18 protein-coding genes are annotated in these 23,664 nt (G+C 48.0%); 10 read left to right on the top strand and 8 right to left on the bottom strand.

Annotation, left to right across the window (positions count from 1 at the left end):
• The first annotated feature begins 57 nt into the window (after nucleotides 1-57).
• Entirely contained in the window at nucleotides 58-1,452 is a 1,395-nt protein-coding gene (gene tilS / locus ACK5NH_RS00605; protein WP_416917358.1) for a tRNA lysidine(34) synthetase TilS, read from the top strand.
• Between the two features lie 55 nt (nucleotides 1,453-1,507).
• Here the strand turns inward: tilS and ACK5NH_RS00600 are convergent, their stop codons facing one another.
• The gene (locus ACK5NH_RS00600; RefSeq protein ID WP_416917357.1) at nucleotides 1,508-2,398 is read right to left on the bottom strand and encodes a GGDEF domain-containing protein; all 891 of its coding nucleotides are present in this window, start codon (nucleotides 2,396-2,398) and stop codon (nucleotides 1,508-1,510) included.
• A 170-nt stretch (nucleotides 2,399-2,568) separates the two neighbouring features.
• Between ACK5NH_RS00600 and ACK5NH_RS00595 the strand changes: the two genes are divergently transcribed.
• Nucleotides 2,569-4,515: a monovalent cation:proton antiporter-2 (CPA2) family protein gene (locus ACK5NH_RS00595; protein WP_416917356.1), complete on the top strand. Its 1,947-nt coding sequence runs from the start codon at nucleotides 2,569-2,571 to the stop codon at nucleotides 4,513-4,515.
• Nucleotides 4,516-4,635: 120 nt separating this feature from the next.
• Here ACK5NH_RS00595 and ACK5NH_RS00590 read toward each other — a convergent pair whose 3' ends face one another.
• Nucleotides 4,636-4,845 (bottom strand): cold-shock protein, encoded by a 210-nt coding sequence (locus ACK5NH_RS00590; RefSeq protein WP_011623374.1) that lies wholly within the window; start codon nucleotides 4,843-4,845, stop codon nucleotides 4,636-4,638.
• 524 nt (nucleotides 4,846-5,369) lie between these two features.
• On the opposite strand from ACK5NH_RS00590, the gene ACK5NH_RS00585 reads away from it, so the two are divergent.
• From ACK5NH_RS00585 to ACK5NH_RS00550, 8 genes are all read left to right on the top strand, one after another.
• On the top strand, nucleotides 5,370-7,193 hold the full coding sequence (locus ACK5NH_RS00585; RefSeq protein WP_416917355.1) for a DUF885 domain-containing protein: 1,824 nt from the start codon (nucleotides 5,370-5,372) through the stop codon (nucleotides 7,191-7,193).
• A 184-nt stretch (nucleotides 7,194-7,377) separates the two neighbouring features.
• The gene (locus ACK5NH_RS00580; RefSeq protein WP_416917354.1) at nucleotides 7,378-10,626 is read left to right on the top strand and encodes an SNF2-related protein; all 3,249 of its coding nucleotides are present in this window, start codon (nucleotides 7,378-7,380) and stop codon (nucleotides 10,624-10,626) included.
• Nucleotides 10,627-10,714: 88 nt separating this feature from the next.
• The gene (locus tag ACK5NH_RS00575) at nucleotides 10,715-11,473 is read left to right on the top strand and encodes a phosphatase (protein WP_416917353.1); all 759 of its coding nucleotides are present in this window, start codon (nucleotides 10,715-10,717) and stop codon (nucleotides 11,471-11,473) included.
• A gap of 41 nt (nucleotides 11,474-11,514) precedes the next feature.
• The gene (rfbD, locus tag ACK5NH_RS00570) at nucleotides 11,515-12,540 is read left to right on the top strand and encodes a dTDP-4-dehydrorhamnose reductase (protein ID WP_416917352.1); all 1,026 of its coding nucleotides are present in this window, start codon (nucleotides 11,515-11,517) and stop codon (nucleotides 12,538-12,540) included.
• 365 nt (nucleotides 12,541-12,905) lie between these two features.
• Nucleotides 12,906-13,694: a 3'(2'),5'-bisphosphate nucleotidase CysQ gene (gene cysQ, locus ACK5NH_RS00565; RefSeq protein WP_416917393.1), complete on the top strand. Its 789-nt coding sequence runs from the start codon at nucleotides 12,906-12,908 to the stop codon at nucleotides 13,692-13,694.
• 62 nt (nucleotides 13,695-13,756) lie between these two features.
• On the top strand, nucleotides 13,757-14,677 hold the full coding sequence (gene mak / locus ACK5NH_RS00560; protein ID WP_416917351.1) for a fructokinase: 921 nt from the start codon (nucleotides 13,757-13,759) through the stop codon (nucleotides 14,675-14,677).
• A gap of 143 nt (nucleotides 14,678-14,820) precedes the next feature.
• Nucleotides 14,821-15,519 (top strand): YdcF family protein, encoded by a 699-nt coding sequence (locus tag ACK5NH_RS00555; RefSeq protein ID WP_416917350.1) that lies wholly within the window; start codon nucleotides 14,821-14,823, stop codon nucleotides 15,517-15,519.
• Between the two features lie 4 nt (nucleotides 15,520-15,523).
• A complete protein-coding gene (locus tag ACK5NH_RS00550; RefSeq protein WP_416917349.1) occupies nucleotides 15,524-16,198 on the top strand; it encodes a DUF2982 domain-containing protein in 675 nt (224 codons plus the stop codon).
• 111 nt (nucleotides 16,199-16,309) lie between these two features.
• Here ACK5NH_RS00550 and ACK5NH_RS00545 read toward each other — a convergent pair whose 3' ends face one another.
• The 6 genes from ACK5NH_RS00545 to galU all read right to left on the bottom strand — a co-directional run bounded on the left by ACK5NH_RS00545 (nucleotide 16,310) and on the right by galU (nucleotide 23,362).
• On the bottom strand, nucleotides 16,310-18,598 hold the full coding sequence (locus ACK5NH_RS00545; RefSeq protein WP_416917348.1) for an OmcA/MtrC family decaheme c-type cytochrome: 2,289 nt from the start codon (nucleotides 18,596-18,598) through the stop codon (nucleotides 16,310-16,312).
• A 438-nt stretch (nucleotides 18,599-19,036) separates the two neighbouring features.
• The gene (locus tag ACK5NH_RS00540) at nucleotides 19,037-20,023 is read right to left on the bottom strand and encodes a LysR family transcriptional regulator (RefSeq protein ID WP_416917347.1); all 987 of its coding nucleotides are present in this window, start codon (nucleotides 20,021-20,023) and stop codon (nucleotides 19,037-19,039) included.
• 371 nt (nucleotides 20,024-20,394) lie between these two features.
• Complete coding sequence (locus tag ACK5NH_RS00535; protein ID WP_416917346.1) at nucleotides 20,395-20,796, bottom strand: bactofilin family protein; 402 nt, start codon at nucleotides 20,794-20,796, stop codon at nucleotides 20,395-20,397.
• A gap of 86 nt (nucleotides 20,797-20,882) precedes the next feature.
• Entirely contained in the window at nucleotides 20,883-21,368 is a 486-nt protein-coding gene (napF, locus tag ACK5NH_RS00530) for a ferredoxin-type protein NapF (RefSeq protein ID WP_416917345.1), read from the bottom strand.
• A 72-nt stretch (nucleotides 21,369-21,440) separates the two neighbouring features.
• Nucleotides 21,441-22,454, bottom strand: coding sequence for a UDP-glucose 4-epimerase GalE (gene galE, locus ACK5NH_RS00525; RefSeq protein ID WP_416917344.1), 1,014 nt, complete (start codon nucleotides 22,452-22,454; stop codon nucleotides 21,441-21,443).
• On the bottom strand, nucleotides 22,454-23,362 hold the full coding sequence (galU, locus tag ACK5NH_RS00520) for a UTP--glucose-1-phosphate uridylyltransferase GalU (RefSeq protein WP_416917343.1): 909 nt from the start codon (nucleotides 23,360-23,362) through the stop codon (nucleotides 22,454-22,456). Before galU ends, galE begins: the two co-directional genes overlap by 1 nt.
• Nucleotides 23,363-23,664 lie beyond the last annotated feature (302 nt).

Below are 23,664 nucleotides of genomic sequence, written 5' to 3'. Positions count from 1 at the left end.
GTTTGCACCGTAAGTCGGTGGCAGCGCATAACGTGTGATGGACTGAGTAGGTGAGTGATGGCTGTGGTGGATCTTTGTGCCCATATAGCGCGATTTTTAGAGAGCTTACCTCTGCAATCGGGGAGCAAGTTAGTCCTCGCTTATAGCGGTGGTGTCGATTCTGAGGTGCTCGCCTATGGTTTAAGCGAATTCGCTAAACTGCATCCCGAATTTCATTACCAATTGGTTTATGTGCACCATGGCCTGAGCCCCAATGCCGATACTTGGGCCGAGCACTGCCAAACTCGCGCCGCCAGTTACGGTTTGCCGCTGACGGTCGAGCGGGTGCAACTGAGTCTCGGACCTAGGGTGAGTGTTGAGGCCGAGGCGCGAAAAATGCGTTATCAGGCGATATTGCAGCACCTGAAACCTCATGATGTGTTGCTGACAGCCCACCATGAAGACGACCAACTCGAGACGATTCTACTCGCACTAAAGCGCGGTCAAGGCCCTAAAGGATTAGCCGCCATGGGGCAAATCCAAATGCTCTCACTCGGCGAGAAGGGGCCTTGCCTGCAAGCTCGGCCCTTGCTCGATATTAGCCGTGAGCAGATTGAAGCTTTCGCCCAAACGCGGCAGTTAGTGCATATCGAAGATGAAAGTAATCAAGATGATAAATATGATCGTAACTTTTTACGCCTCGAGATTATCCCACGCCTGAAAGCACGTTGGCCCAGTATCGCCACTACCGCCAGCCGCAGCGCCCAACTTTGCGCCGAGCAGCAGGCCATAGTAGATGCCGAGGTGAGTGGGCGTTTACCTAAGCTGTTAACCGAGGCACCCTTTACCCATCAAACCGTGCTCAAGCTTGATGGGTTAGCGGCGCAAACGACTGAGTGGCAAGGATTACTGCTGCGGGGTTTTATCGAATCCCAAGGCTTTACACTACCTTCCTATGTGCAGCTACAACAAATCCTAAAGCAGTTAATGGGTGCAAAAGAGGATGCCAAAGTGCAGATCCAGATTGGTGACTGTGTGCTGCGCCGTTTTGCTGGCATGCTTTATCTGGATAGTGTTGACCCCCTATTCGCCACGCCGCACATCACTGACCGAAGTTTGCATCAAGAGGCTCTGGCCTTATTGACTCAAGCATCGTCAATGCTTGACGACAAGACCGCGCCGTTTGTATTGGCTACTGCTGGTCCTCGGCTGCGTTTACCCAAGGCGGGAGAGGTGGTGAGCCTGCGTTATCAATTGCCTGGGCAATTTCGCTGTCAGCCGCATTTTCGTGATAAGGGGCGTGAGCTTAAAAAACTCTGGCAGGAATGCGCTGTGCCGCCATGGTTACGCACGGATGTGGGATTCTTGTTTTACAACGAGAGTTTAGTGATGGCGCTGGGACTCTGGGTCGAAAAGACATTTTGTGCCCAAGGGGATGATGTAGGGCTTAAGTTTGATGGGCATTCAATCTGACAGCAAAGTTTATTTGCCATGCTTTATCGCGACAGAGAGCAGCATCCATGGTTGATTAAGACAGTTGAGTTTGGCTTAACTTGTAGCAATTACGGCCCGAGGCTTTGGCTTGATACAAGGTTTTGTCGGCCTGCTCATAGAGTTGTTCGGCCTCCATGCTGTCGCTCGCCTCAGCCGCTCCAAGACTACTACTCACGCCAAATTGATAGAAGCTCGCATGGGCATTGGTCGCGGTAACGATACGTTCACACAATAATCCCGCCGCATGAATATTGCCTTGCACTATCACCACAAATTCGTCACCGCCGATACGGAATGCCTGGTCGGTGCTGCGGATATTGCTGCGGATAATGTCACCAAACTCCTTCAAAATATAATCACCGCACTTGTGACCATATTTATCGTTAAGCTGCTTAAAATTGTCTAAATCCAATACGATAAGCGACACAGCGCCTTGTTTTCTATGGGCTCTGGCGACCGCGTTTTTTAGGCTTTGGCTGTAATAGTGACGATTGCCTAGACCCGTTAGGGAATCGAACATTGCCTGCATCGACATTTCTTGATACTGCATGGCATTTAATAATGGTTGCAACAACAAGGGCTCAACCTCTTGCAAGATGAGAGTTTGTGATGGCGTCAGCGGTGTCAGTAGTTGATACTGCAGAGTGAGAGGTGTGCCATTGCAGATGAGCTGCCGTTTAAGACTGATCCCATAGCGTTTACCCCAGCTTAATTTATATTGCTCGGCTTGTAGTCTAATCCCTTGAATAGGCAAATGTTGCCCCAACACTTTGCCGTAGCAGGCAAAGACTGTCCGCGGATCTAAGCTGGCGTGAAGCTGCTGGATCACTTGCACTAAATCCAGCGATGTGGATGCTGAACTAAATGCCTCTGCTTGGTAGTTATAATCGTCTGGATACAAGGTTGTCGCTAAGCCAAAGTCCATTATGTTTACCCCAGCAAATGAAATGGCAATTAAAACTCTTCTCTCTATTAAGCAAGATATGTGCCGTGATGTTTGCTAATAAAATTTGTCTTTGTATGTCACTCAGTTAAGCTTAAAGCGCATTATCTCTTTTTTGACTCGCCAGTAATTTGACAGGAGTTGTCGCACCGATGGAGCATAGTTTCTTGATCCAAATACTGCTGATGCTGGTGATTGCGATAATCGCAATTGCCTTGCTGCGGCGTATCGGTTTGCCGGCAATTTTGGCGTATTTATTGACGGGAGTGCTCAGTGGCCCGAGTGGTTTCCACTGGTTTACTCAGCATCAAATGCAGTCTGTCGCCGAGCTTGGGGTCGTACTCTTGATGTTTACTCTAGGACTAGAGTTTTCTGTGCCAAGATTATGGGCGATGCGTAGAACCGTATTCGGTTTAGGTAGTGCGCAGGTGCTAGTGACCACAATACTTACTATGCTGGTTGCGTTGACTTGTGGTCAGAATTGGATTGAATCCCTGGTTATCGGCGCGGCGATTGCTCTTTCCTCCACTGCGATAGTTTTAAAACTGCTCAATGAGCAGGGCTGGCTAAGACGCCGTCATGGCGAGTTGTCTGTCAGTGTGTTGTTATTTCAGGATTTAGCCGTTGTACCACTGCTGATCCTGCTGCCATTACTCGGGCAGAATGATGAACCCTTGATGCTAGCGGCGATAGCCTTGGCGTTGCTAAAGGGCATTCTGGCTTTCTTCTTATTGATGGCCTTGGGAAAATGGGCCTTACCTCGGTTGTTTGATGAGGTGGCAAGATCCCGTTCTAATGAACTCTTTGTACTCTCGACTTTAGTGGTGGCCTTAGTCACGGGGGCATTTACCCAGTGGTTAGGCTTGTCTATGGCACTAGGGGCCTTTATGGCGGGAATGCTACTTGGCGAGAGTCAGTACCGCCGCCAGCTTGAAGCGGATATTCGGCCGTTTCGCGATTTGCTGATGGGGCTTTTTTTTATCTCCATCGGTATGATGTTAGATTTTGCACTGGTTATCCACTTCTGGTGGCAGATTTTGCTTATTCTGCTGGCCGTAGTATTCGGCAAGGCGCTTATTGTCCACGGATTATTGCGTCTGGTAGGAGAGCCATTTCGAATAGCCATCAGCACGGCCTTAAGTTTGGCTCAGGTCGGGGAATTTAGTTTTGTGGTGTTAGCCCTTGCTGTGAGTTATGAACTATTGAGCAATGAGACCAGTACCATGCTGGTGATGGTCGCGGTGCTATCGATGAGTATTGCTCCTTGGTTAGTGCGCCACAGTGTTGACATTGCCAAATGGCTATTGGGGATCCGCCAGTCAGGGCATGTGGATGATGTGGTGCCGATAGTGACCGATGATCATGATCTGGTGCTGATTTTGGGTTACGGACGCGTTGGGCAAACCATCGCCCGTTTTTTGAAGACCGAAGCCGTGCCTTATCTTGTACTCGATCTTGACCCCACAAGGGTGTCTGAGGCGCGCCGCGCGGGGGAGCCGATTTATTTTGGTGATGTGTGCAAGCGGGCGATCCTCAAACAGGTGGGGATTAAACATGCCAAAATGATAGTGATTACCTTCTGTGAAACCCGCAGTTTAGAAGAAGCTTTACCCCTGTGTAGGCAATTGGCGCCCGAAGCCAAAATCTTGGTCAGGACCCGCGACGACGGTGAGTTAGAACTGCTGCAAAAGGCGGGGGCGAATCAGGTGATCCCCGAATCATTAGAGGGCAGTCTGATGTTGGTCTCGCAGGTACTGCATCAATGTGGTGTGCCGCTGGCGCGGATCCTAAAGCGGCTAGAGTCGGAGCGGCGCAATCATTACCAATTTTTACATGGTTTCTTTTCAGGCACCGAAACCGACTTTACCTTAGAGTCGTTGCATGCGGTGCTGCTACATCGCGGTGCCGATGCCGTAGGTAAGCAGGTGGCGGATATCGACTGGGAACTACTAAGGGTAGAGCTGAGGGCAATTCGGCGTAGTGGTCAGGAGATTGAGCATCCAGCATCGGATTGGATATTTCGTGCTGGGGACATCTTGCTGATTGTGGGAAAGCCGAGAAGATTAGAAAAAGCGGAAGCGAAATTATTACATGGCTAGTAGGGCTTATGAGCCTGTAAATCAAAACGAAATAGTAAAAAACACCAATAAAAATGCCGACACTGAGTCGGCATTTTTGTCTGTGAACTTGTTGTCAATTAATCCCTTTCGGGAAGTTAATTACAGAACAACAACGTTCGCAGCTTGAGGACCTTTTTGACCTTGTTCGACTTCGTAAGAAACCTTTTGGCCTTCGGCTAAAGTTTTAAAGCCTTCAGATACGATTGCGCGGAAGTGAACGAATGCGTCAGCGCCACCGTTATCTGGGGAAATAAAACCAAAACCTTTGTCTTCGTTAAACCATTTTACTATACCAGTAGTTTTAGACATGAATGTCTCCAAATTTCTATCAAAAAATAATTCGCAACAATGCGGGAGTTTAGCCAGAAATAGAATTATTTACATTGATGATAAGTTATGAGTGGAAAGCTTCATGACAGCAAACAAATTACAGGGTGCAGCGAAGGTTTTCAAAAACATAATATTGCTTATAAATAGGTCTGACTCACAGGCCAGGACGCAGAATAGCATATACTGACTTTTTGTATAGTTTTATTTTTAATATGGGCATTCACATTTGGCCTCCAAGAACAGTTATTGAAAAAATAAATATTTTTATTTTACGTATTCATGAGGATAGCAGGTTGTGACCTCCGGAAGTCCTTAGTAAAAATAATTTATTAGCCGGTCCCTCTGTGGCAATAAATTTGGTTTTATTCATCTAGCGCAGGAATGGGTTCATTGTCATCTTTCGTTACTTTGTTAAATTGTTGTTAATTTTTAGTGGTGATATTGTTTGCGCGAGGGATATTGTCCCATTGATGTTGTGAATAACGACCCGTGGAGCGTGAATATTGAAAACAGTATTAAAACGAATCGGACTCGGCACTCTCGCCTTAGTGCTATTGTTGGGGGCGTTTGCCGCCCATGAATGGTATGCGAAAAAGCCTTTTTTCTTCCGTGCTTTTTTAGATAGAAGCATGGTCAAAATGGCCTTTGAAAGTCCCGAGACTTTAACTTCTTTGGGATTTTTAGAATCCGTTGGTATCACAGGTCACAATGCCTTGCTCGACGATGATAGCCCAACGGCTATGGATAAAACCTTTACCCAAGTTCGTGCCTTAAGGGACACCTTACTCAGTTATCAAGATACCGATTTGGATGATAATCAGCGTATATCTAAGGATATCGCCCTGTATCTGGCGGATTTTGCCCTCGCAGCCGAACCCTATCGCTACCATAATTATCCGGTGAATCAATTATTTGGTGTGCAAAATGGTTATCCAAGCTTTATGCAGGCCCAGCACCAAGTTCACTCGGTTGAAGATGCCGAAAACTACCTATCACGCTTAATTGCGGTGAAGACTAAATTTGGCCAAACCTTAGAAGGATTAAAGCTTCGAGAGGCTAAGGGCATTATTCCGCCTAAGTTTGTGATTGAGCGGGTGCTAACCGAGATGAATGACTTCATCAACGCGCCCGTCGAAGACAATATTCTCTACAGCTCCTTTAAGGCTAAGCTCGCCGACACGCAAATCAGTGCCGATGAGCAGGCGCGTTTGCTGGCGCAGGCAAAAGCCAATATCGAGTCCGACGTTAAACCGGCATATCGACTCTTTATCGATTACTTCACGGCATTACAGACTAAAGCTGGCACGGACGATGGTTATTGGGCCTTGCCTAATGGCGATGGGGCCTACGAGCAGTTGCTGAAGTTTTTTACCACCACAAATTACAGCGCCGATGAAATCCATGCCAAGGGATTAGCCGAGGTGAGCCGTATTCAGGATGAAATCATGACGATTTTGGCCGCGCAGGGATACGACACCAGCCAAGGATTTTCGGTGGCAATCGAAGCGCTGGCCGCCGATCCGAAGTTCTATTATGAAGACTCAGATGCGGGCCGAGCGCAGATCTTAGTGGATTACCAAAAGATCCTCGATGAAGTTAATGCTGGCTTAGACAATGCCTTCCGTATTCGCCCGAAAGCGGGAATGGAAGTGGTGCGCATTCCTGAATTTAAAGAGAAAACTGCACCCGGCGCTTATTATCAGCAGCCGGCGATTGACGGTAGTCGTCCGGGACGTTTCTACGCCAACCTGTTCGACATCAAAGCGATCCCTAAATACGGCATGCGCACCTTGGCTTACCATGAGGGCATCCCAGGGCATCACTTCCAAATCGCGGTGGCGATGGAATTGGAAGGGCAACCGCTGATCCGCAAGATGGCACCATTTACGGCCTATATCGAAGGTTGGGCACTCTATTCTGAGCGTTTGGCCTGGGAACTCGGTTTTCAGCAAGATCCCTTCGACAATATTGGTCGCTTACAGGCGGAGCTGTTTAGGGCCGTGCGTCTGGTTGTCGATACGGGTATCCACCACAGCCGCTGGACCCGTGAGCAAGCCATTGACTATATGAAACAAAACACCGGTATGTCAGACCGCGACGTGACCGCCGAAATCGAGCGTTATATTGTGATGCCCGGCCAAGCTACGGCTTATAAGGTGGGCATGATGAAGATCCTCGAGCTGCGGGAAAAAGCCAAACAAGCCCTAGGTGATAAATTCGATTTACGGGATTTTCACGATGTAGTGCTGAAAAATGGTGCCGTCCCCTTAGATATTCTAGAAAAATTAGTGGACCGTTATATCGCCGAAAAACGCAGCCAAGCCTAAGCTTGCGTAAGCTAACGACCCGCAGGTGATCCCTGCGGGTATGTTATCCGGCTCTCGTATGTGAGTCCTATTCTGGCTTTCCCCATTCGGTTTCAATACAATTCTCCCTTACACGTTGATAAATGCCTTAGACAATCATGGTTTATTGTCTGTTGAGGTATTTTTGAGTTTCAAGGTTTTGCAGATGAATCGCTTGTCCCCCCAAGAGCCAATCCAATTGACTCAAACGGCTATTGAGTCCTTATTCACGCCGCCGACACTGATGCGCGCCCGTGATTATGTGATGCAGGGGAGGGTGTTAAGCGCGAAAGCCAATGCCGATTTTCGTCATATCGAAGGCACAGTCGCAGGCACTGAAACCACGCCTTATCGGCAGGATATTCGTCTGGTCAGTATCAATCATAAACTAGTGATGAATGGTTTTTGTTCTTGCCCCGCCAGCGGTAACTGCAAGCATATGGCCGCGGTGCTCTACAGCCTGCTTACGGATAAGACCGTTGAGGACCAACGTATTGCCCAGTGGTTACACCTACTCGATGAAGCCGATGACCCCAATGTGAATGATGTCGAATCCCTCTACGATGACAGGGTGCTGTATATCCTTTCAAAGGACGATAATGGGGTGTTTATCGAGCTTAGGCGCGGCAAGCTTGGCAAGAAGGGCGGTTACAACAAGGGCACTAAGATTGCGCTCTCGGACGTGCAATATTATATGCCCGCTTGGATTGGCGCCGAGGATGTGCTGATCTTAAATCTTATCATGTCGACCAGACGCCACGGCGCATCGCGCCTGTATCTTAAGGCGCAGCTAGGGGCGGTAGCGATTGAGAAAATGCTCGCCACCGAGCGCTGTTTCTGGGAGGAGAGCCGCTTGGCATTAACCGCAGGTGAGGCTATTACACCGCAATTTCTCTGGCAAGATATCGACAGCGAGCACAAGCAAATGCGCCTCGTATTACCCGAGCGGGATAACTGGGAGCTAGTGCCAACAGAGCCACCTTACTATATCGAGCTGGATTATTTTCACATCGGTGCTATCGATACCGACATTAGCGTCGATAAGCTGCGGCTACTCAGCCAAATGCCGCCCGTGCCGAGCACTCAGGTTGAACTGGTGAGTCATCGACTGATCAAGCATTTTTCGGCGCGAACTGTGCCGCTGCCAAGCGCCATCGATTTTGTCGAGCTGAGAGATAAGTTACAGCTTCGTTTGACGCTTAAGGTAATCCCCGCAGGCACAATGCCACCTGGTAGCACTCTGTCATCTGCAACGGAGACCAGCATCGCCCAGCCGTATCTCGCGCTGGAGTTTGTCTACGGGGATCTCGTCTTAAGTGGCAATGCCGCCAAAGAAGCATTAACCCTAGTGACTCAAGGCGGCACCACCTATCAAATTAGCCGCGCGCTTGAAAAAGAGCTGCAAGCCGTGTCAAAGCTGCAAGCCCTTGGCTTTAGCCGCTTTAGCTTGGAGGGCGCTGCAAATGCGGCTTCCCTCTGGAGCTTAGGTAATTTGCCAGATACGATTCGGGAATGGCTAGCGTTTATCGATGAAGAGGTCCCAAGATTACAAGCTCAAGGCTTAGAGGTGCGATTTGCCCCAGAGTTTAGCCTTAAGGTGGTCGATACGCCGTTAACGGTTGAGCTGGATGACAGTCAAGAGGGCTGGTTCTCCCTGTCGTTACATGCCGATATCAATGGTCAACGCTTACCTATGTTGCCGCTGGTGGCCACTTGGTTAAAACAACATGGCGAGCCGGCTGATGATGCCGAGTTATTGCTACCCAGCCCCTCTGGCGAGTGGCTAAAAATCAAGGCCAGTGTTATCAAGCCTTTAATGAGCATTATTCAAGAGTTGTTTGAGCAGCATCGTGGCCACAGTATCGCCTTACCTAAGTACCGTGCGCATTTACTCAATGAGTTAGCTGAAAGTGAGATTAGCCTGCTCAATGGTGAAAGGGTGCGTCAACTCGCGACAAAATTAGCCCAATTTAATGGTGTGGTTGCGGTCAGCGTGCCGACAGGACTGAATGCACAGCTGCGGGCTTATCAGCAGCAGGGCTTAAATTGGCTTTGTTTTTTAAAGGAATATCAACTTGGTGGTATCTTAGCCGACGATATGGGGCTAGGGAAAACCATTCAAACCTTGGCGTTTCTGTTAAAGCAGCTGGAGGCAAAATCCGTTGGGCAGCCAAGACTGCCGAGCCTGATTATTTGCCCAACCAGTTTAGTGGGAAACTGGGCGAAGGAGGCGGCCAAGTTTGCGCCGTCGTTAAGTTTGGCGGTGATCCATGGCGCGCAGCGTGGGCCCCTGTTATCGCGATTAAGCGAGTTTGATGTCGTCATCACTACCTATCCCCTTATGGTGCGGGATTACGATTATTACCAGGCTCAGCCGTTTGAGCATATTGTGCTCGATGAGGCGCAGCAGATTAAAAACGCCCAAGCCAAAGTGAGTCAGCAAATTAAGGTGTTGCAAGCGCCGTTTAGACTCTGCCTTACCGGCACGCCCCTTGAGAATCATTTAGGTGAACTCAAGTCATTGATGGATTTTTGTTTACCGGGACTCTTGGGTACAACTGCCTATTTCAATAAGGCGTTTCGCTATCGGATTGAGCGTTATGGCGATGGCGAGCAGGCTAAGGTGCTGAGTCAACGCATCGCCCCCTTTGTGTTAAGGCGAACCAAGGCAGAGGTGGTAACTGAGCTGCCACCTAAAACCGAGATCTACCAAACCCTAGAGCTTGAGAAAGATCAGCGTAATCTATACGAAAGTATTCGCCTGAGTATGGAGAAAAAAATTCGAGAATTGTTTGCGACCCAAGGCGTGGCGGGCAGCCATATCGAGTTTTTAGATGCCTTGCTCAAATTGCGCCAAGCCTGCTGCGATCCGCGGTTAGTCAAACTCGAGCAGGCGCAAAAGGCTAAAAATAATGCCAAGCTAAACTGGCTGAGCCAAAACCTGCCGGAAATGGTGCAGGAAGGTCGCAAGATTTTAATCTTCAGCCAATTTACCAGTATGTTGCTGTTAATTGAGGAATTGCTGCAATCCCTCGACATCGACTACAGCAAACTGACGGGGCAAACTCGGCTGCGTCAGGGGCAAGTTGATAAGTTTCAAGAAGGTGATACGCCTGTATTTTTAATCAGTTTAAAGGCTGGTGGCACTGGGCTTAATCTCACTGCGGCGGATACGGTTATCCATTACGATCCTTGGTGGAATCCGGCGGCTGAAAAGCAAGCGACGGACAGGGCGCACCGCATTGGTCAAGAAAATCCAGTGTTCGTCTACAAGCTCATTGCCGAAGGCACGGTCGAAGAGAAAATCCAAGAAATGCAGCAGCATAAGCAAGGTTTAGCGGATAGTATTCTCGAAGGAAAGGGCAAAGGCGCGTGGCAAGGCAGTGCCGATGAATTGCTCTCGCTATTCCACTAGCTAAGCCTAAGGGACGTTAACCGAATAATGGTTAACGCATACAGAACACAATAGTCAGAACACAATAGTGACAAGACAGAGGTGACCCATGCAGTACCCAGTCGATACCCATACCCATACCGTGGCATCTACCCATGCCTATAGCACTATCCACGATTATTTGGCGGTGGCTAAGCAAAAGGGGATCCGTCTGTTTGCCACAACCGACCATGGCCCAGCCATGTCGGATGCGCCGCATTTTTGGCATTTTGTGAATCTTAGAGTGTTACCTCGTATGGTCGATGGCGTCGGCATTTTGCGTGGCATCGAAGCCAATATTAAAAATCGCGAAGGTGAAATCGATTACTTTGGCGATTATCTGTCACAACTCGATATTGTTTTGGCGGGATTCCATGAGCCAGTATTTCCGCCCTCGGATAAGGCAACCCATACCGAAGCGATGATTAACGCCATTAAAAGCGGTAAGGTTGATATTATTACCCACCCTGGCAACCCTGCTTATCCCATTGATATTGAAGCTGTTGTCGTTGCTGCCGCTGAATATGGGGTAGCACTTGAAATCAATAATTCCTCTTTTGAAGTTTCCCGTAAAGGCAGCGAAGCCAACTGCACAGCGATTGCGAAAGCGGCAAAAGAGTTGGGGGCCACCTTAGTGATGGGCTCTGATTCCCATGTAGCATTTAGTCTAGGTGGTTTTGAGCGTGCTTTAAGTATTATTGAAGCTGTTGATTATCCAAAAGATAAGTTGCTTAATCGCTCACCAATGGCACTACTCAACTTCTTAACTCAGCGGGGACATAAAACCGTTGCCGATTTTATGCCACTCTTTAGTGATAATGCCGAGTGACTAGTGAGAACCCTGTCATGTTCAGTTCAAACCAGGTGCTTATGTCGACACCCTCAGTGTTGTTAACTGGCGCGGATAGCCAACTCTCAAGAGCATTAACTCGAACGCTTGCTAAGGCGGGGTATTCATTTGGTGGCCGTGCATTTCAAGTGCATGCGCTTACTCATGCGCAGTTGGACATTGGTGATAAACAGAGCATTGCTGCTGCCTTTGCAGACGTTAAACCCAACTGGGTGATTAACTGCGCCGCCTATAATGCGGTGGATAGGGCAGAAATGGCGGCCGATGAGGCCTATCGCGTCAATAGCCTTGGGCCAGAGTTACTGGCAACCGAATGTGCACTCACCGGCGCGCGTTTGGTGCATATCTCCAGCGATTACGTATTTAGTGGCGAGCCAGCGGAGGTAGCTGCGCAGGCATTAAATCAGTGCGGGATAATCAATAGTGGCTTTATTGAAAACGCCACGCCTGCACCCTTGTCCGTCTATGGCCAGAGTAAACTCGCGGGAGAGCAAGCGGTGCTGCGCATTTTGGGAGAGCGCGCTATCGTTATCCGCACCGCTTGGCTCTACGGTGTCGATGGACATAATTTTGTGAAAACCATGCTGAGGTTGATGGCCAGCGCGCCCGACGGCCAGCTTCTCACAGTGATAAACGATCAAATAGGTTCGCCTACTTGGGTTGATGCACTCGCGCATCTTATTTGGCAGTTGATAGCTAGTCCGTTAAAAGTCAGTGTCGGATCAGGACTATTTCATTATGCCGGACAGGGGCAATGCAGTTGGTATGAATTCGCCCTCGAAATTCAGCGCCAAGCCTTGGCACTGAAGTTATTAGATAAGGCCGTGCCAATTAGCGCCATAGATAGTCTAAGTTATGCTGCTAAGGCGTTGGCGAAAGGCAATAAACTGGCACCAAGGCCAAGTTACAGCGCGCTAAATAGCGATAAATTACGTAAGATCTTGACCCATCAATATACTGGGTTCTCCCATTGCCCAGAGCTTTGGAGTGACTGGCGATTACAGCTTAAGGCAATGCTTGAAGATTATGCTGCGCAAGGTCATTAGGCGTTATCTCAAGCGAAGTGGTTGGAGATAAAACCCTTACTCTTGGTCTAAGGCAAGTTTTAGCTTCAAATGGCTTTATCATTATCTGCGGTTTTCTTTCTCCTCTCTGCTGTATTTTCAAGACTGTGAATACGAATGCAGCCTAGGTTATGACTCTTTTCAGCGTATCCTGCTTGGCTTAGACTCGACTTATTTAGCATTCATGCCCGTGGCGTTAGCCTTGCTTCGCTGTGTGAATAAGTTAGCGTCTTAGTCGATTTTGCTCGATATATGATGAATTTGTTCTTAATTATCAATTGCTGCCAGTGGCATAATGCCGAAAAGCAAATCGAATACAGGATAGCTAAGTGACAGATAACATAGCGATGGCTCAGCATTTTTCGAAGGCGGATTTACAGCGGGTGGTGGATATCGCCTATGCGGCAGGCGACGCTATCATGGCAATTTATGCCCAAGAGGATTTTGCCATTACGCAAAAAAGCGACGAAAGTCCGGTAACAGCGGCCGATTTGGCGGCCCACACAGTGATCACAGCCCAGCTCACAGAGCAATTTGCGGGCATCCCTGTGATGTCGGAAGAAGCGGCTGATATCCCTTGGAATGAACGTAAGCAGTGGCAGACCTATTGGTTAATCGATCCTTTGGATGGCACTAAAGAATTTATTAAGCGAAATGGTGAGTTTACCGTCAATATTGCGCTTATCCATCGAGGTGTGGCAATTGCTGGTGTGGTTTATGCGCCTGCGCTCGATACCGTTTATTTTGGCGCAAAACACTTAGGTGCTTGGCGACAGGATGGGCAGCAAGAACAAATGCTACAGGGCTGCAAGACACCAAGGCAGGTGCCGATAGTGGTGGGCAGTCGTTCGCATTTAAGTCCTGATGTGGCTGATTATTTAAAGGAACTCGGTCAACATGAGATGCTAAGCGTGGGTAGCTCGCTTAAATTTTGTATGTTGGCTGAAGGCAAGGCTGATCTCTACCCAAGATTGGGGCCAACGAGCGAATGGGACACTGCAGCCGCGCAGGCTGTGCTCGAAAGCGCAGGCGGCAAAGTCGTGCGTTATGACTCAGGTTTACCCTTAACCTACAATCAAAAACCTGACATATTAAACCCTTATTTTATTGCTACGGCGCCAGGCTGGGCTGAATAACAAACAATGCCAAAGACGTCAGTGCGGACGCCTTGGTCGAACAATAGTGGAGTAAGTCATTCATGATACGCATGGGCATCGATTTAGGCGGCACAAAAATAGAACTGGTCGCCTTAAGTGACGAAGGCAATGAACTTTTTCGTAAGCGTATCAATACCCCTAGGGACTATCAGGCGACCCTGAATGCCATAGTCGATTTAGTCAACGAGGCCGAAGCGACCTTAGGTGAAAAAGGCTCAGTCGGTGTGGGGATCCCGGGAGTCATTTCTCCCTATTCAGGGTTAGTCAAAAACGCTAACTCAACCTGGATCAACGGTCATCCCCTCGATGTGCATTTAGGGGAGCTTTTAGGACGTGAAGTGCGTGTCGCTAACGATGCTAACTGTTTTGCCGTATCTGAAGCCGTGGATGGTGCTGCTGCGGGTAAATCTGTGGTGTTTGGGGTGATTATCGGCACGGGCTGCGGCGCTGGTGTGGCCATTAACGGTAAAGTGCATGCTGGCGGTAATGGTATTGGTGGCGAGTGGGGCCATAATCCGCTGCCTTGGATGACCAAGGAGGAGTTTAATACTACCCGTTGTTTCTGCGGTAATCCGGATTGTATCGAAACCTTTATTTCAGGCACAGGCTTTGTTCGCGATTACAACGAGGCACTAAGCCGTGCGGTGAATGTACAACGTGCGCCCGCTAAATCGGGCACAGAGATCATGGCCTTAGTCGATGCGGGAGATGAAATGGCAATCGAGGCCTTTGATCGATATATGGACAGACTAGCACGCTCACTCGCCCATGTGATCAATATGCTCGATCCCGATGCGATTGTCCTTGGTGGCGGTATGTCAAATATTGAAGCGATTTATCCAAGATTACCTGCATTATTAACCCGTTATGTTGTGGGGCGTGAATGCCGTACCCCTGTGGTGCAGAATCTGTATGGCTGCTCTTCGGGCGTGCGTGGCGCCGCTTGGTTATGGGAAAAATAACCCGGTAACGTTAAGTTTTCCCTTGTAACAACGCATCGCCTCGGCGATGCGTTTTACTTTCTTTTGATGTTATGATTGCGCTCCTTTGATTTATCGGGCACTAGCGCATGTTTTGGGTGAAGAAAGTTGTCTCTCAGGCAATTATGCCTATTCCATTTATCCTGTTGTTATTACTGCTGTCTTTGTTGATTTGGCGCAAACCTCGGTTGGAAAAATGGGCCATTGGCGGTGCATTTACGCTGCTCTTAGTGCTCAGCAGTCAATTGAGTGTCGACTATCTTGTTGAGTCCCTCGAGACTCAATATCCCATTAATTCCACTCCTATTGTTGGCACTTGTGTGGTGATGGTGCTGGGTTCTGGGCATGCAGATATCCAAGGTGCAACAGCGGTACAATCTTTATCGACGGTCGCCTTAGCGCGGCTAACGGAAGGACTTAGGCAACTCCAATTAGGTCAAGACTGTACCTTAGTGGTCAGTGGTTGGGGCGGTGAGCTAACAAAGCATCCCCATGCTGAAGTGATGGCAAAGGCTGCGGTTGAACTTGGCGTTAAGGCGTCACGTATTATTCAATTGCCCCTGCCGCGCGACACGATTGAAGAGGCGCACTATTTTAAAGAACACTTTGGTAATCAAGCTGTGCGATTAGTTACCTCGGCCTCCCATATGCCAAGGTCGATGGCGATTTTTAGCGGTCAAGGATTAACGGCGAGCGCCGCACCGACGGATTTTAGGGCCAGAGACGGTTACTATTGGCGCTTGACTGCGGATAACTTGCTCGCTTCGCAACGGGCGATACATGAATACATTGGCCGTTTATGGCTCTGGATTAAACAGGAATAAAAATATGACGCTAGAGTCCGATGTTGTCTCGGTCCGCCCGCTCTCTAAACGTAATGGTTTAACCTTAACCATTGTGGGTGCCAGTGCCTTTGTTTTGGGCTTTGGCCTATTTGTGTTTTTTCCTGAGCTATTTGCCGTAGGCTTAGTGTTTTTCAGCTTAGGTGCGATTGCGTTGATATTGGGCTTGGCTAAGGTGTATGAGCCTGAAACCACTTTGAGCATGGACGAGCAGGGGCTGACCTATTTTCATCGCCGCGGCAAAGTCGCGATAAACTGGAGTAATATTCAACGGGTAGATATTCCTCGAGTCACTCAGGGGGTTGATACTATTGAGCTTTCCTATATTGGCATTAAGCTCAAGCAGCTAAATCCGATCCTCGATAATATTTCATTGCGCCTTGCGGCGGGTTTATTGACTGAGCAGCGGCCGTTATTGGTGACTGCGGCATCGCAGCAGGAAGATTTGGCGACCTTAGAAACCTATCTTGGCGCTGAGTTTAGCCCTTTGGTGAACGATGGCGATCGTTACCGCGGAGTATTAGCGATGTTTGGCCATCGCTGTGTCATGCTCAATACCCACCTTGGTTATCACCTGTATATTCCCCACGACAGCTTAGACCGTGAACCACGGGAGTTTATTAAGCTCTTAAGGCAACGTATCGCGCAGAGTGTTAATTGAGCCCCCACTGGTTATGAATCTATATTGATAAAAAAGGGGCCCCGTAGGGGCCCCAATAAGTTGCAGAGAGGAAGTTCGGGTTGTGCAGGGGGCAACCCAAAGGTACTAGTACTAGTGTGCTACCTCTGCGTGTACCTTATCTATGCCATAGGTTTTACCTTCAGCATGGCAGGTCGCGCATGATTCTACTGGTAGGTTAGGATCGGTTGCGGCATCCGCTTCTACAATCGCGCCGTTACTTCTAAAGTGAGCCACAGCTGCTGCATCTGAGTGAGCGTGACAGGTGCGGCAGGATTCAGCCACAGGGCTAATGTAGTTGCTACCCACTTTGATAGCGCGTTTGCCAGAAGTTAAGCCACCATCAGTTGCGAACAGGGTTGCACCGTCTTTGTGACAGGCAGAACATGCGGTTTCTGGTGATGGATAACCTTCTAGTTCGCCTGCAGCATTGCGGAAGATGCCTTCGACAACACCAAAGTTACCACTGTGGAAACGGTGAGCCACGGTGAATAGATCTTTGTTGTTGAAGGTCACTTCGGGAGTGACGACTAACTTGCCATCTTCGCCTTTGTAGCCAGTTTGACCATGACCAGAAGCGCCAGTGGTATCGTTGTGACAGTGCATACATTGGTCGAAGGTGTAAACCCCGTGTCTGTAGCCTTTTGCATAGTCTAAGCTGCCATGACAGGCGTTACATTTTGCCTCTTCAACAGTAATACGTGCTGGATCCTTCATACGAGCTACAGCAGGAGTACCACCGCTTAAGTTGAAGAATTTAACCGCGGAGATGTTACCTACAGGGCTAGTTGGGCCATATTCAAGTCCTTCGGTATTACAGCTCACTGCTTTACCCGCTTTTGCACAGAAGTTTGCTTCAGAACCGACGTAGATTGTGCCAGTTGCTTGCGCATCTGGAATATCTTTCACGAAGGTTAATACACCACCTGACAGCGTACCGTTTTCCAGTTTCAGGCTGATGGCTGTAGGCTTAACATCGCGCCATGAGTACACTGTACCATCTGTAGCGACATTACCCAGTAGCAGACCGTTTGCCGCAAACATACCTGTTGGGTTGCTGGTGGCATTATAGGTTTTCAGGCTAGTACCATCAGCAATAGGCGCGCCATTGAGTGTGACATTGGCTTTCAGAGTCAGAGTTTGCATACCAACTGTTGCTGAAGTGCCCAGCGTGGCACTGGTAAAGTCGACCGTCATTAATGGGCCGTATTCAGCACGTTTACCGACACTGTGTACTGCTTCAGGTGTTAAGCTGCCGCTACCGTGACAGGATTTACATTGAGTGTCATCGGCTTGAGCTAAACCAAACTCAGAGTGGTTTTCACCGGTTGCGAAGTTGACATTGATATGACAACCAACGCAAGCCTGAGCGTAGATATTGGTGTTATAGCTGGGAGCTCCATCGTGACAAGATTTACATTCTTTCAAGTCTGATGGGAAACCAATTTCACCAAAGTACTCTTTCGCTTCACCAGATAGGTAGTCCGCATTGTGTTCACCCGCATGGATACGGTGAATCATAGGAGCGAAGTCGAATACCCAACCTTCAGCAAGTTGCGCATCGCTTGGGACTTGTTCAGGGTTGTGGCAGGTGACGCAGTTTTTAACGTCTTGGTAGTTATGGTGGGCTTCGATCTTAGCGATATGGCCATCCACTTCACCGTGACAGTTTTTACATGCAGCGCTCGATACTGTGTCTTTGCCAGATGCGGCTAGCTCATCGGTAGCAGGGATAAAATCAACTGGTACTGAAAGCACCTTATCAGATAAAGCTACGCCTTCACTGTTGACTAAGTTGTAAGCGCGGACGAAGACTCTGTGTACCGCGTTAGGATTATCATTTGGATTGATGATTGGCGCGGCGCCATCATAGGTCCAAGTTGCGGTGTAAGTTCCTGGGTTTTCAGTATCTTCGGTTAATGTACACGCGTTCTTAGTACCGTTTAAGCCATTGAGAGTACAAGTTAATGAGCTGCCCGCATTGTTTGCCATGGCATTGTTTTGCCATTGAATGGGGGCACCTGTACCTGAAGTGTTTTCATTTGCCGTTAATGAGTAAATGGCAATTTTATCGAGCCCCATAAAGGGGACATCTTTGCCTGAACTCTTTCCGGTTAAACTGAACTTAACACTAAAGCCTTCGCTGCTGGTAACTTTAATGTCGGCTGGGCTGAGTGTGAATTTCAGATCGGTTATAGATTCTGCGGTTTTAGCAAAAGACCCCGCTGGTAAACCTGGTGTACCAGGAGTTCCTGGTGTTCCAGGGGTACCAGGTGTTCCGGGCGCACCATCTTGCCCGTCTTCTCCGTCCCCGCAGGCGGTTAAAAACAAGGCACTAGTGAGTGCTAGTGCCAGTAGAGATTTATTGTAGTTTTTCATCATCGCGTCCCTTTTTCTTTCTATAAGACTGCGTGTGCAGTGACTCTACTATAGGTTTATCCATCTACTTATAAAGTGGTATTTATAAGTTTGTATCCGATATGTGAACGATGATTTAACACAGTAAAATGGCAATTCTATATTGTGAAATTGAGTATTTCGCAATTTAGAATTAGACCTTAAAAATAAGAGGTTGATAGCAATTTTTTGTTTTTATTTTGAGTGATTTATCGGGGTTAATTTTCAATTAATTTTCAAGGGAGAGACTGTTGAAACTTTCATTTGTTGTTTTATGATGCAGTTTTAAAGGGCGAATATCGCCAGAACGATTCACCTGTGCAGATTAGGAATACTTCCTTAAAAACTCTGAATTTAACATTTGATACTTTTTGTTAGCATCGAAGCAAGCATTCATGCTTGAGGAGTAAAGCTTCAAGAAAGCTATTGAGTGGCGCGAGTATTGGCAGTTAGGGCTGTTAACAATGAGCTGACCACAAGTTCGCATTGGTTTTGGTTATAACGTCTATGGCTTCGTGGCTTTTCAACGAGAAAATACTGAGGAGGCATAATAGTTTCATGTAGACGGTGTTGCTCCGATACCGGAAGCGGTGCTAACTTTAACCCCGGCATATGCTTGACCGTATGCATATCGATACTCGAGCAGAATGCGACACTCTGCATGGTCAGCAAGTGAGCATACCATTCTTCCCGATCGTTCACCCTTTCAATCGACGGTAACAACAGCCCTTGACGTTGGCAAAACAGTTCTAGTGGGTCAATTCGGCTATTAAACCCTTTCAATTCGATACACAAAAAAGAATGACGACAGATTTGTTCTAGGCTGATTTCCAATTGGCTTTCCCAAAGAGGATGCTGCTTTGAGGCCACAACATACACATTGGCAATGCAACCTAAGCGGGAGACATTCAAGTCTTTCGTTTCTGTCGGCTCTACTGTGATCCCAAAGTCTAATTCACCGCTGTGGATTAACTCGGGAGTGTTTTCATGCCATTTGTGTAACCTGACTTGGCCGAGTTCACTTATGGCTTCGGGCGTGCAGAGTTGGGGGGCTAAGAAGCTTAATAATCCATTACTTGCGGCGATATGTAGCGGCCGCTCCACATGGCTTGCTGCATTTTGAATTTGCAGTGCCGATTGCTCTAAGTAATGCACCGAGTCTGTAAACTGGCAAATGGCGACATACAAACTTTCCGCTAGGGGGGTGGGTTTTAACCCCTGTTGGCGTCGGTAAAATAGTTCATCGTTAAAAGTTAAACGAAGTGCGTTAAGGCAGCGGCTTATTTTTGGGGCTGAAACATTGAGGGCTTTGGCGGCACTATTGGCATGTCCGTTATCAAAAATACTTTTAAATACCAGTAAGGTGAAAACATCCAGTTCGCAGATTTGTTTTAGTAATGGGTTGCTCATTTGGTCTCGCCTTGGGATGAGTCTTTGTCTGCAATGGCCATGTGATACTGTTTTGCCAAGGCTCATTATTATAATTTGTTTAGTGGCAGAACTAATGCACGAAATGTGTGACTGGTAGGTTAGCAGTTGCCGTACGGTGTAACTGTGATCTTAATCGTTAAATTAACAATTACTTAACGATTGTTGTATTAAGCGTTCGATAAGAGGGTAGATTATTTAGGCACTTGCCAGTGAAAATAGGCGTTTATCTGTAAAAGTGATTTATCGTGCTGGGTCATCAAATGGAGAAAGGGCGTTAAGCACCGATCTTAGGAATAGTGAGTGCGTTACTCGTTAGTGCTCTCGGGCGACAAGCTGCTCACTGGTGTGATTTACGCGCTTGTCGAAGCTGTAGATGGCAGACTATGGGCATTGATTGTCTGATGGTCTTCTTTAATCCTTAACCCGATAAACTGACCACCTTCACTGATTTGCATTGAGGTACAAGCTACATCGCCATCGACAATGCCATGGGCCTGGATGACTAACCGCTCGCAAATCAACCGCCCCTTAAAATAGCCATCGATAATCATTTCGCGGCACTTGATCTCACAATGCAGATTGCCCGTTCGCTCAACGATGACATTGGCCTGCGACAGGATCTGACCTTGCACATCTCCGCCTATCAATACATCTCCGGCAAATTCAATATTACCCGATAGCTTAGTCCCCTCGGCAATAAAGCTAAGTGCTGGGGAAGCGCTTCGGGTAAAGGTAAATTTTTTGCCAAACATGGTGATGGGAACCTAGCTGAGTAGAGATGACAGCGAAATAGTAACCTAAATACGCAGTGAAGCCCAGTGATACGCTCGGTTTGGCACTATTCTGCCTGCTTGATACTGATTGCTTGAGTTGGGCAGGGGGCGACACAGGCGCCGCAACCCGTGCAGAGCTCAGTATCAATCTTCGGCATCGGTGCTTTACCCACGCTGAGGGTGAAACTAATGGCGCGTGGCTCACAGGCATCCTTACAACTTTGGCACCAAATGCCTTGATATGTTAAGCAGTTATCTTGAATAACCGCTTTGTGTTGCCAAGGGGTTTGGGTCAAATCAAACAGCTTATCTTCTGGACAGACGCTCGCACACTGAGTGCAGAAAGTACATTCATTATCCTTAAAAGAAACTTCGGGAAAGCCGCCATCCCCTTTATAAATAATCTTAGTCTCACAGGCGGTGATACATGCCGAGCATCGCGTACAGACATCAGTAAATTCTATGCCTTCGCGTACCCATGGCGGTCTGATAGCCAAGGATTTGCGGCGACTAAAGAGATTACGGCGGCTGTGATTGATGCTTTCAGTCATAGGTTTTGCAAATTTCGTGGTTATTGATAGTTAAGAAAATGGCTTGGGAGTTACCACAAGCCATTTAGATGTTTAGCCTTTATAACCATTTGGATTGGTTGATTGCCAATGCCAACTGCTGTTAGCCATATCCTCAAGGCTATGAGTCGCCTGCCAGCCCAGATCAGTTTTAGCATGATCTGGGTTTGCGTAACAGGCGGCAATGTCACCTGGACGGCGCGGCGCAATTTGATAGGCAATCGACTTACCACAGGCCTTTTCGAAGGCCTTGACCATATCGAGCACACTGTAGCCTTGACCTGTGCCTAGGTTATAGGTGACAAGTCCTGGTTTGGTGGCCAGTTTTTCAAGGGCCTTGAGGTGTCCAAGGGCTAAATCCACCACATGGATATAGTCGCGAACGCCAGTACCATCATGGGTTGGGTAATCATTACCAAACACACTTAAGGCTTCGCGTTTACCGACTGCTACCTGCGCGATAAATGGCATCAAGTTATTTGGAATATCGTTAGGATCTTCGCCAATCAAGCCGCTGGCATGGGCGCCAACAGGGTTGAAGTAACGTAAACGGGCGATATTCCAACTCGGATCGCTATGGTGTAAATCCGCCAGTATATGCTCCACCATCAACTTAGATTGACCGTAGGGGTTAGTGGCCCCCGTTGGGAAATCTTCGGTAATGGGTAGGCTAGCAGGATCGCCATACACAGTTGCTGAAGAACTAAAGACTAGATTTTTCACCTTAAACTCAGCCATGACTTGGCAAAGAATTAAGGTGCCTGTTACATTATTCTCATAGTATTTCAGTGGCTTAGCGACTGATTCACCAACCGCCTTTAATCCAGCAAAGTGGATAACGGCATCGATGTTATGGTCGCTAAAGACCTTCTGCAATAAGGCTTTATTGAGAATGTCGCCTTGGTAAAAAGTGACCGCTTTACCAGTAATACGCTCGACACGGTTAAGGGCTTCGATACTTGAGTTAGACAGGTTGTCTAACACAATTACCTCGCTCCCCGCATTGAGTAATTCCACCACGGTATGAGTGCCTATATAACCAGCGCCTCCGGTCACTAAAATCGTCATTATTTAATTCCTTTTACAACTGTCTTTAAATATTGAGCAAAATCTTCACCGATTTCGCTGTGGCGCAGGGCGTATTCTACGTTAGCGCGCATATAACCTTGTTTGTTACCGCAGTCGTGGCTCTTACCTTGCATATAGTAAGCATTTACGGTTTCTTGCTTCATTAACATCGCAATGGCGTCAGTTAACTGGATTTCATCTCCCGCACCTGCAGGGGTTTTAGCCAGCAGTGGCCAAATGGCTGCGGGCAACACGTAACGACCTACTACGGCTAAGTTAGATGGCGCTTCGTCAACTGGTGGTTTTTCAACGAGTTCGACCAATGGCTCTGACTCGCCAGGTTGTAGATCGTGGCCATTCACATCCGCAATTCCGTATTGGTTCACTAGATGATGTGGCACGCCTTCAACCATGATTTGGCCCACTTGGGTTTCATCAAATAGGCTCACCATGGCGGCCAAGTTATCAGTTCTCAGGTTACAGCTGGCATCATCGATAATCACATCCGGCAGTAATACGGCGAATGGCGCATCACCTACGACTGATTTAGCACATAAAATTGCATGGCCTAAGCCTTTAGCTTGAGATTGACGCACGCTGATCACTGTGACGTCTTTCGGGCAAATGGATTGTACCGCTTCGAGTAACTGACGCTTCACGCGGCGCTCTAATTGCGCTTCTAATTCAAAACTGGTGTCGAAATGGTTTTCGATAGAGTTTTTACTGGCGTGGGTCACGAGGACGATTTCTTTGATACCCGCGGCGATGGCTTCGCTAACCACATATTGGATCAAGGGTTTATCAACAACGGGTAGCATTTCCTTAGGAATTGCTTTGGTCGCAGGAAGCATACGAGTGCCAAGTCCAGCGACGGGAATAACGGCTTTACGAATTTGATGTTGTTTCATTGCGAACCTTCAGATTAAGGAGAGGCGGTTATTGGGCAATATTGTAAATGACCTACGCAGAAAAGCTATTTACAAACACCGAAATTTGTCGGCTTTTCTGCATATTATCAGTCTATCGTCGTCATTTTCGCGCTCGTCTGTCAAGGATGGCTACCGCGCTTAATGCGTTTGAATGCATATTGCTCAAGCCTTTTAAACGACTTGTAATATTTGCTTTACGTTTGCGTCACATTGTCGCGTAAACAATAAACTGTGAGGGAGTTAACAAAAATCGAGGCTTAGATCACTATGGGGGCATTAGC

Origin of the sequence: Shewanella sp., assembly GCF_047975355.1 — a bacterium.
Lineage (GTDB): Bacteria > Pseudomonadota > Gammaproteobacteria > Enterobacterales > Shewanellaceae > Shewanella.
This window is presented reverse-complemented; position numbering and strand designations above follow the sequence as displayed.

Excerpts from the sequence above, each read along its gene's own strand:
- tilS (WP_416917358.1), top strand. The coding sequence starts at position 58 with ATGGCTGTGGTGGATCTTTGTGCCCATATAGCGCGATTTTTAGAGAGC.
- ACK5NH_RS00600 (WP_416917357.1), bottom strand. The coding sequence starts at position 2,398 with ATGGACTTTGGCTTAGCGACAACCTTGTATCCAGACGATTATAACTAC.
- ACK5NH_RS00595 (WP_416917356.1), top strand. The coding sequence starts at position 2,569 with ATGGAGCATAGTTTCTTGATCCAAATACTGCTGATGCTGGTGATTGCG.
- ACK5NH_RS00590 (WP_011623374.1), bottom strand. The coding sequence starts at position 4,845 with ATGTCTAAAACTACTGGTATAGTAAAATGGTTTAACGAAGACAAAGGT.
- ACK5NH_RS00580 (WP_416917354.1), top strand. The coding sequence starts at position 7,378 with ATGAATCGCTTGTCCCCCCAAGAGCCAATCCAATTGACTCAAACGGCT.
- ACK5NH_RS00575 (WP_416917353.1), top strand. The coding sequence starts at position 10,715 with ATGCAGTACCCAGTCGATACCCATACCCATACCGTGGCATCTACCCAT.
- rfbD (WP_416917352.1), top strand. The coding sequence starts at position 11,515 with ATGTCGACACCCTCAGTGTTGTTAACTGGCGCGGATAGCCAACTCTCA.
- cysQ (WP_416917393.1), top strand. The coding sequence starts at position 12,906 with ATGGCTCAGCATTTTTCGAAGGCGGATTTACAGCGGGTGGTGGATATC.
- mak (WP_416917351.1), top strand. The coding sequence starts at position 13,757 with ATGATACGCATGGGCATCGATTTAGGCGGCACAAAAATAGAACTGGTC.
- ACK5NH_RS00555 (WP_416917350.1), top strand. The coding sequence starts at position 14,821 with ATGCCTATTCCATTTATCCTGTTGTTATTACTGCTGTCTTTGTTGATT.
- ACK5NH_RS00550 (WP_416917349.1), top strand. The coding sequence starts at position 15,524 with ATGACGCTAGAGTCCGATGTTGTCTCGGTCCGCCCGCTCTCTAAACGT.
- ACK5NH_RS00545 (WP_416917348.1), bottom strand. The coding sequence starts at position 18,598 with ATGATGAAAAACTACAATAAATCTCTACTGGCACTAGCACTCACTAGT.
- ACK5NH_RS00540 (WP_416917347.1), bottom strand. The coding sequence starts at position 20,023 with ATGAGCAACCCATTACTAAAACAAATCTGCGAACTGGATGTTTTCACC.
- ACK5NH_RS00535 (WP_416917346.1), bottom strand. The coding sequence starts at position 20,796 with ATGTTTGGCAAAAAATTTACCTTTACCCGAAGCGCTTCCCCAGCACTT.
- napF (WP_416917345.1), bottom strand. The coding sequence starts at position 21,368 with ATGACTGAAAGCATCAATCACAGCCGCCGTAATCTCTTTAGTCGCCGC.
- galE (WP_416917344.1), bottom strand. The coding sequence starts at position 22,454 with ATGACGATTTTAGTGACCGGAGGCGCTGGTTATATAGGCACTCATACC.
- galU (WP_416917343.1), bottom strand. The coding sequence starts at position 23,362 with ATGAAACAACATCAAATTCGTAAAGCCGTTATTCCCGTCGCTGGACTT.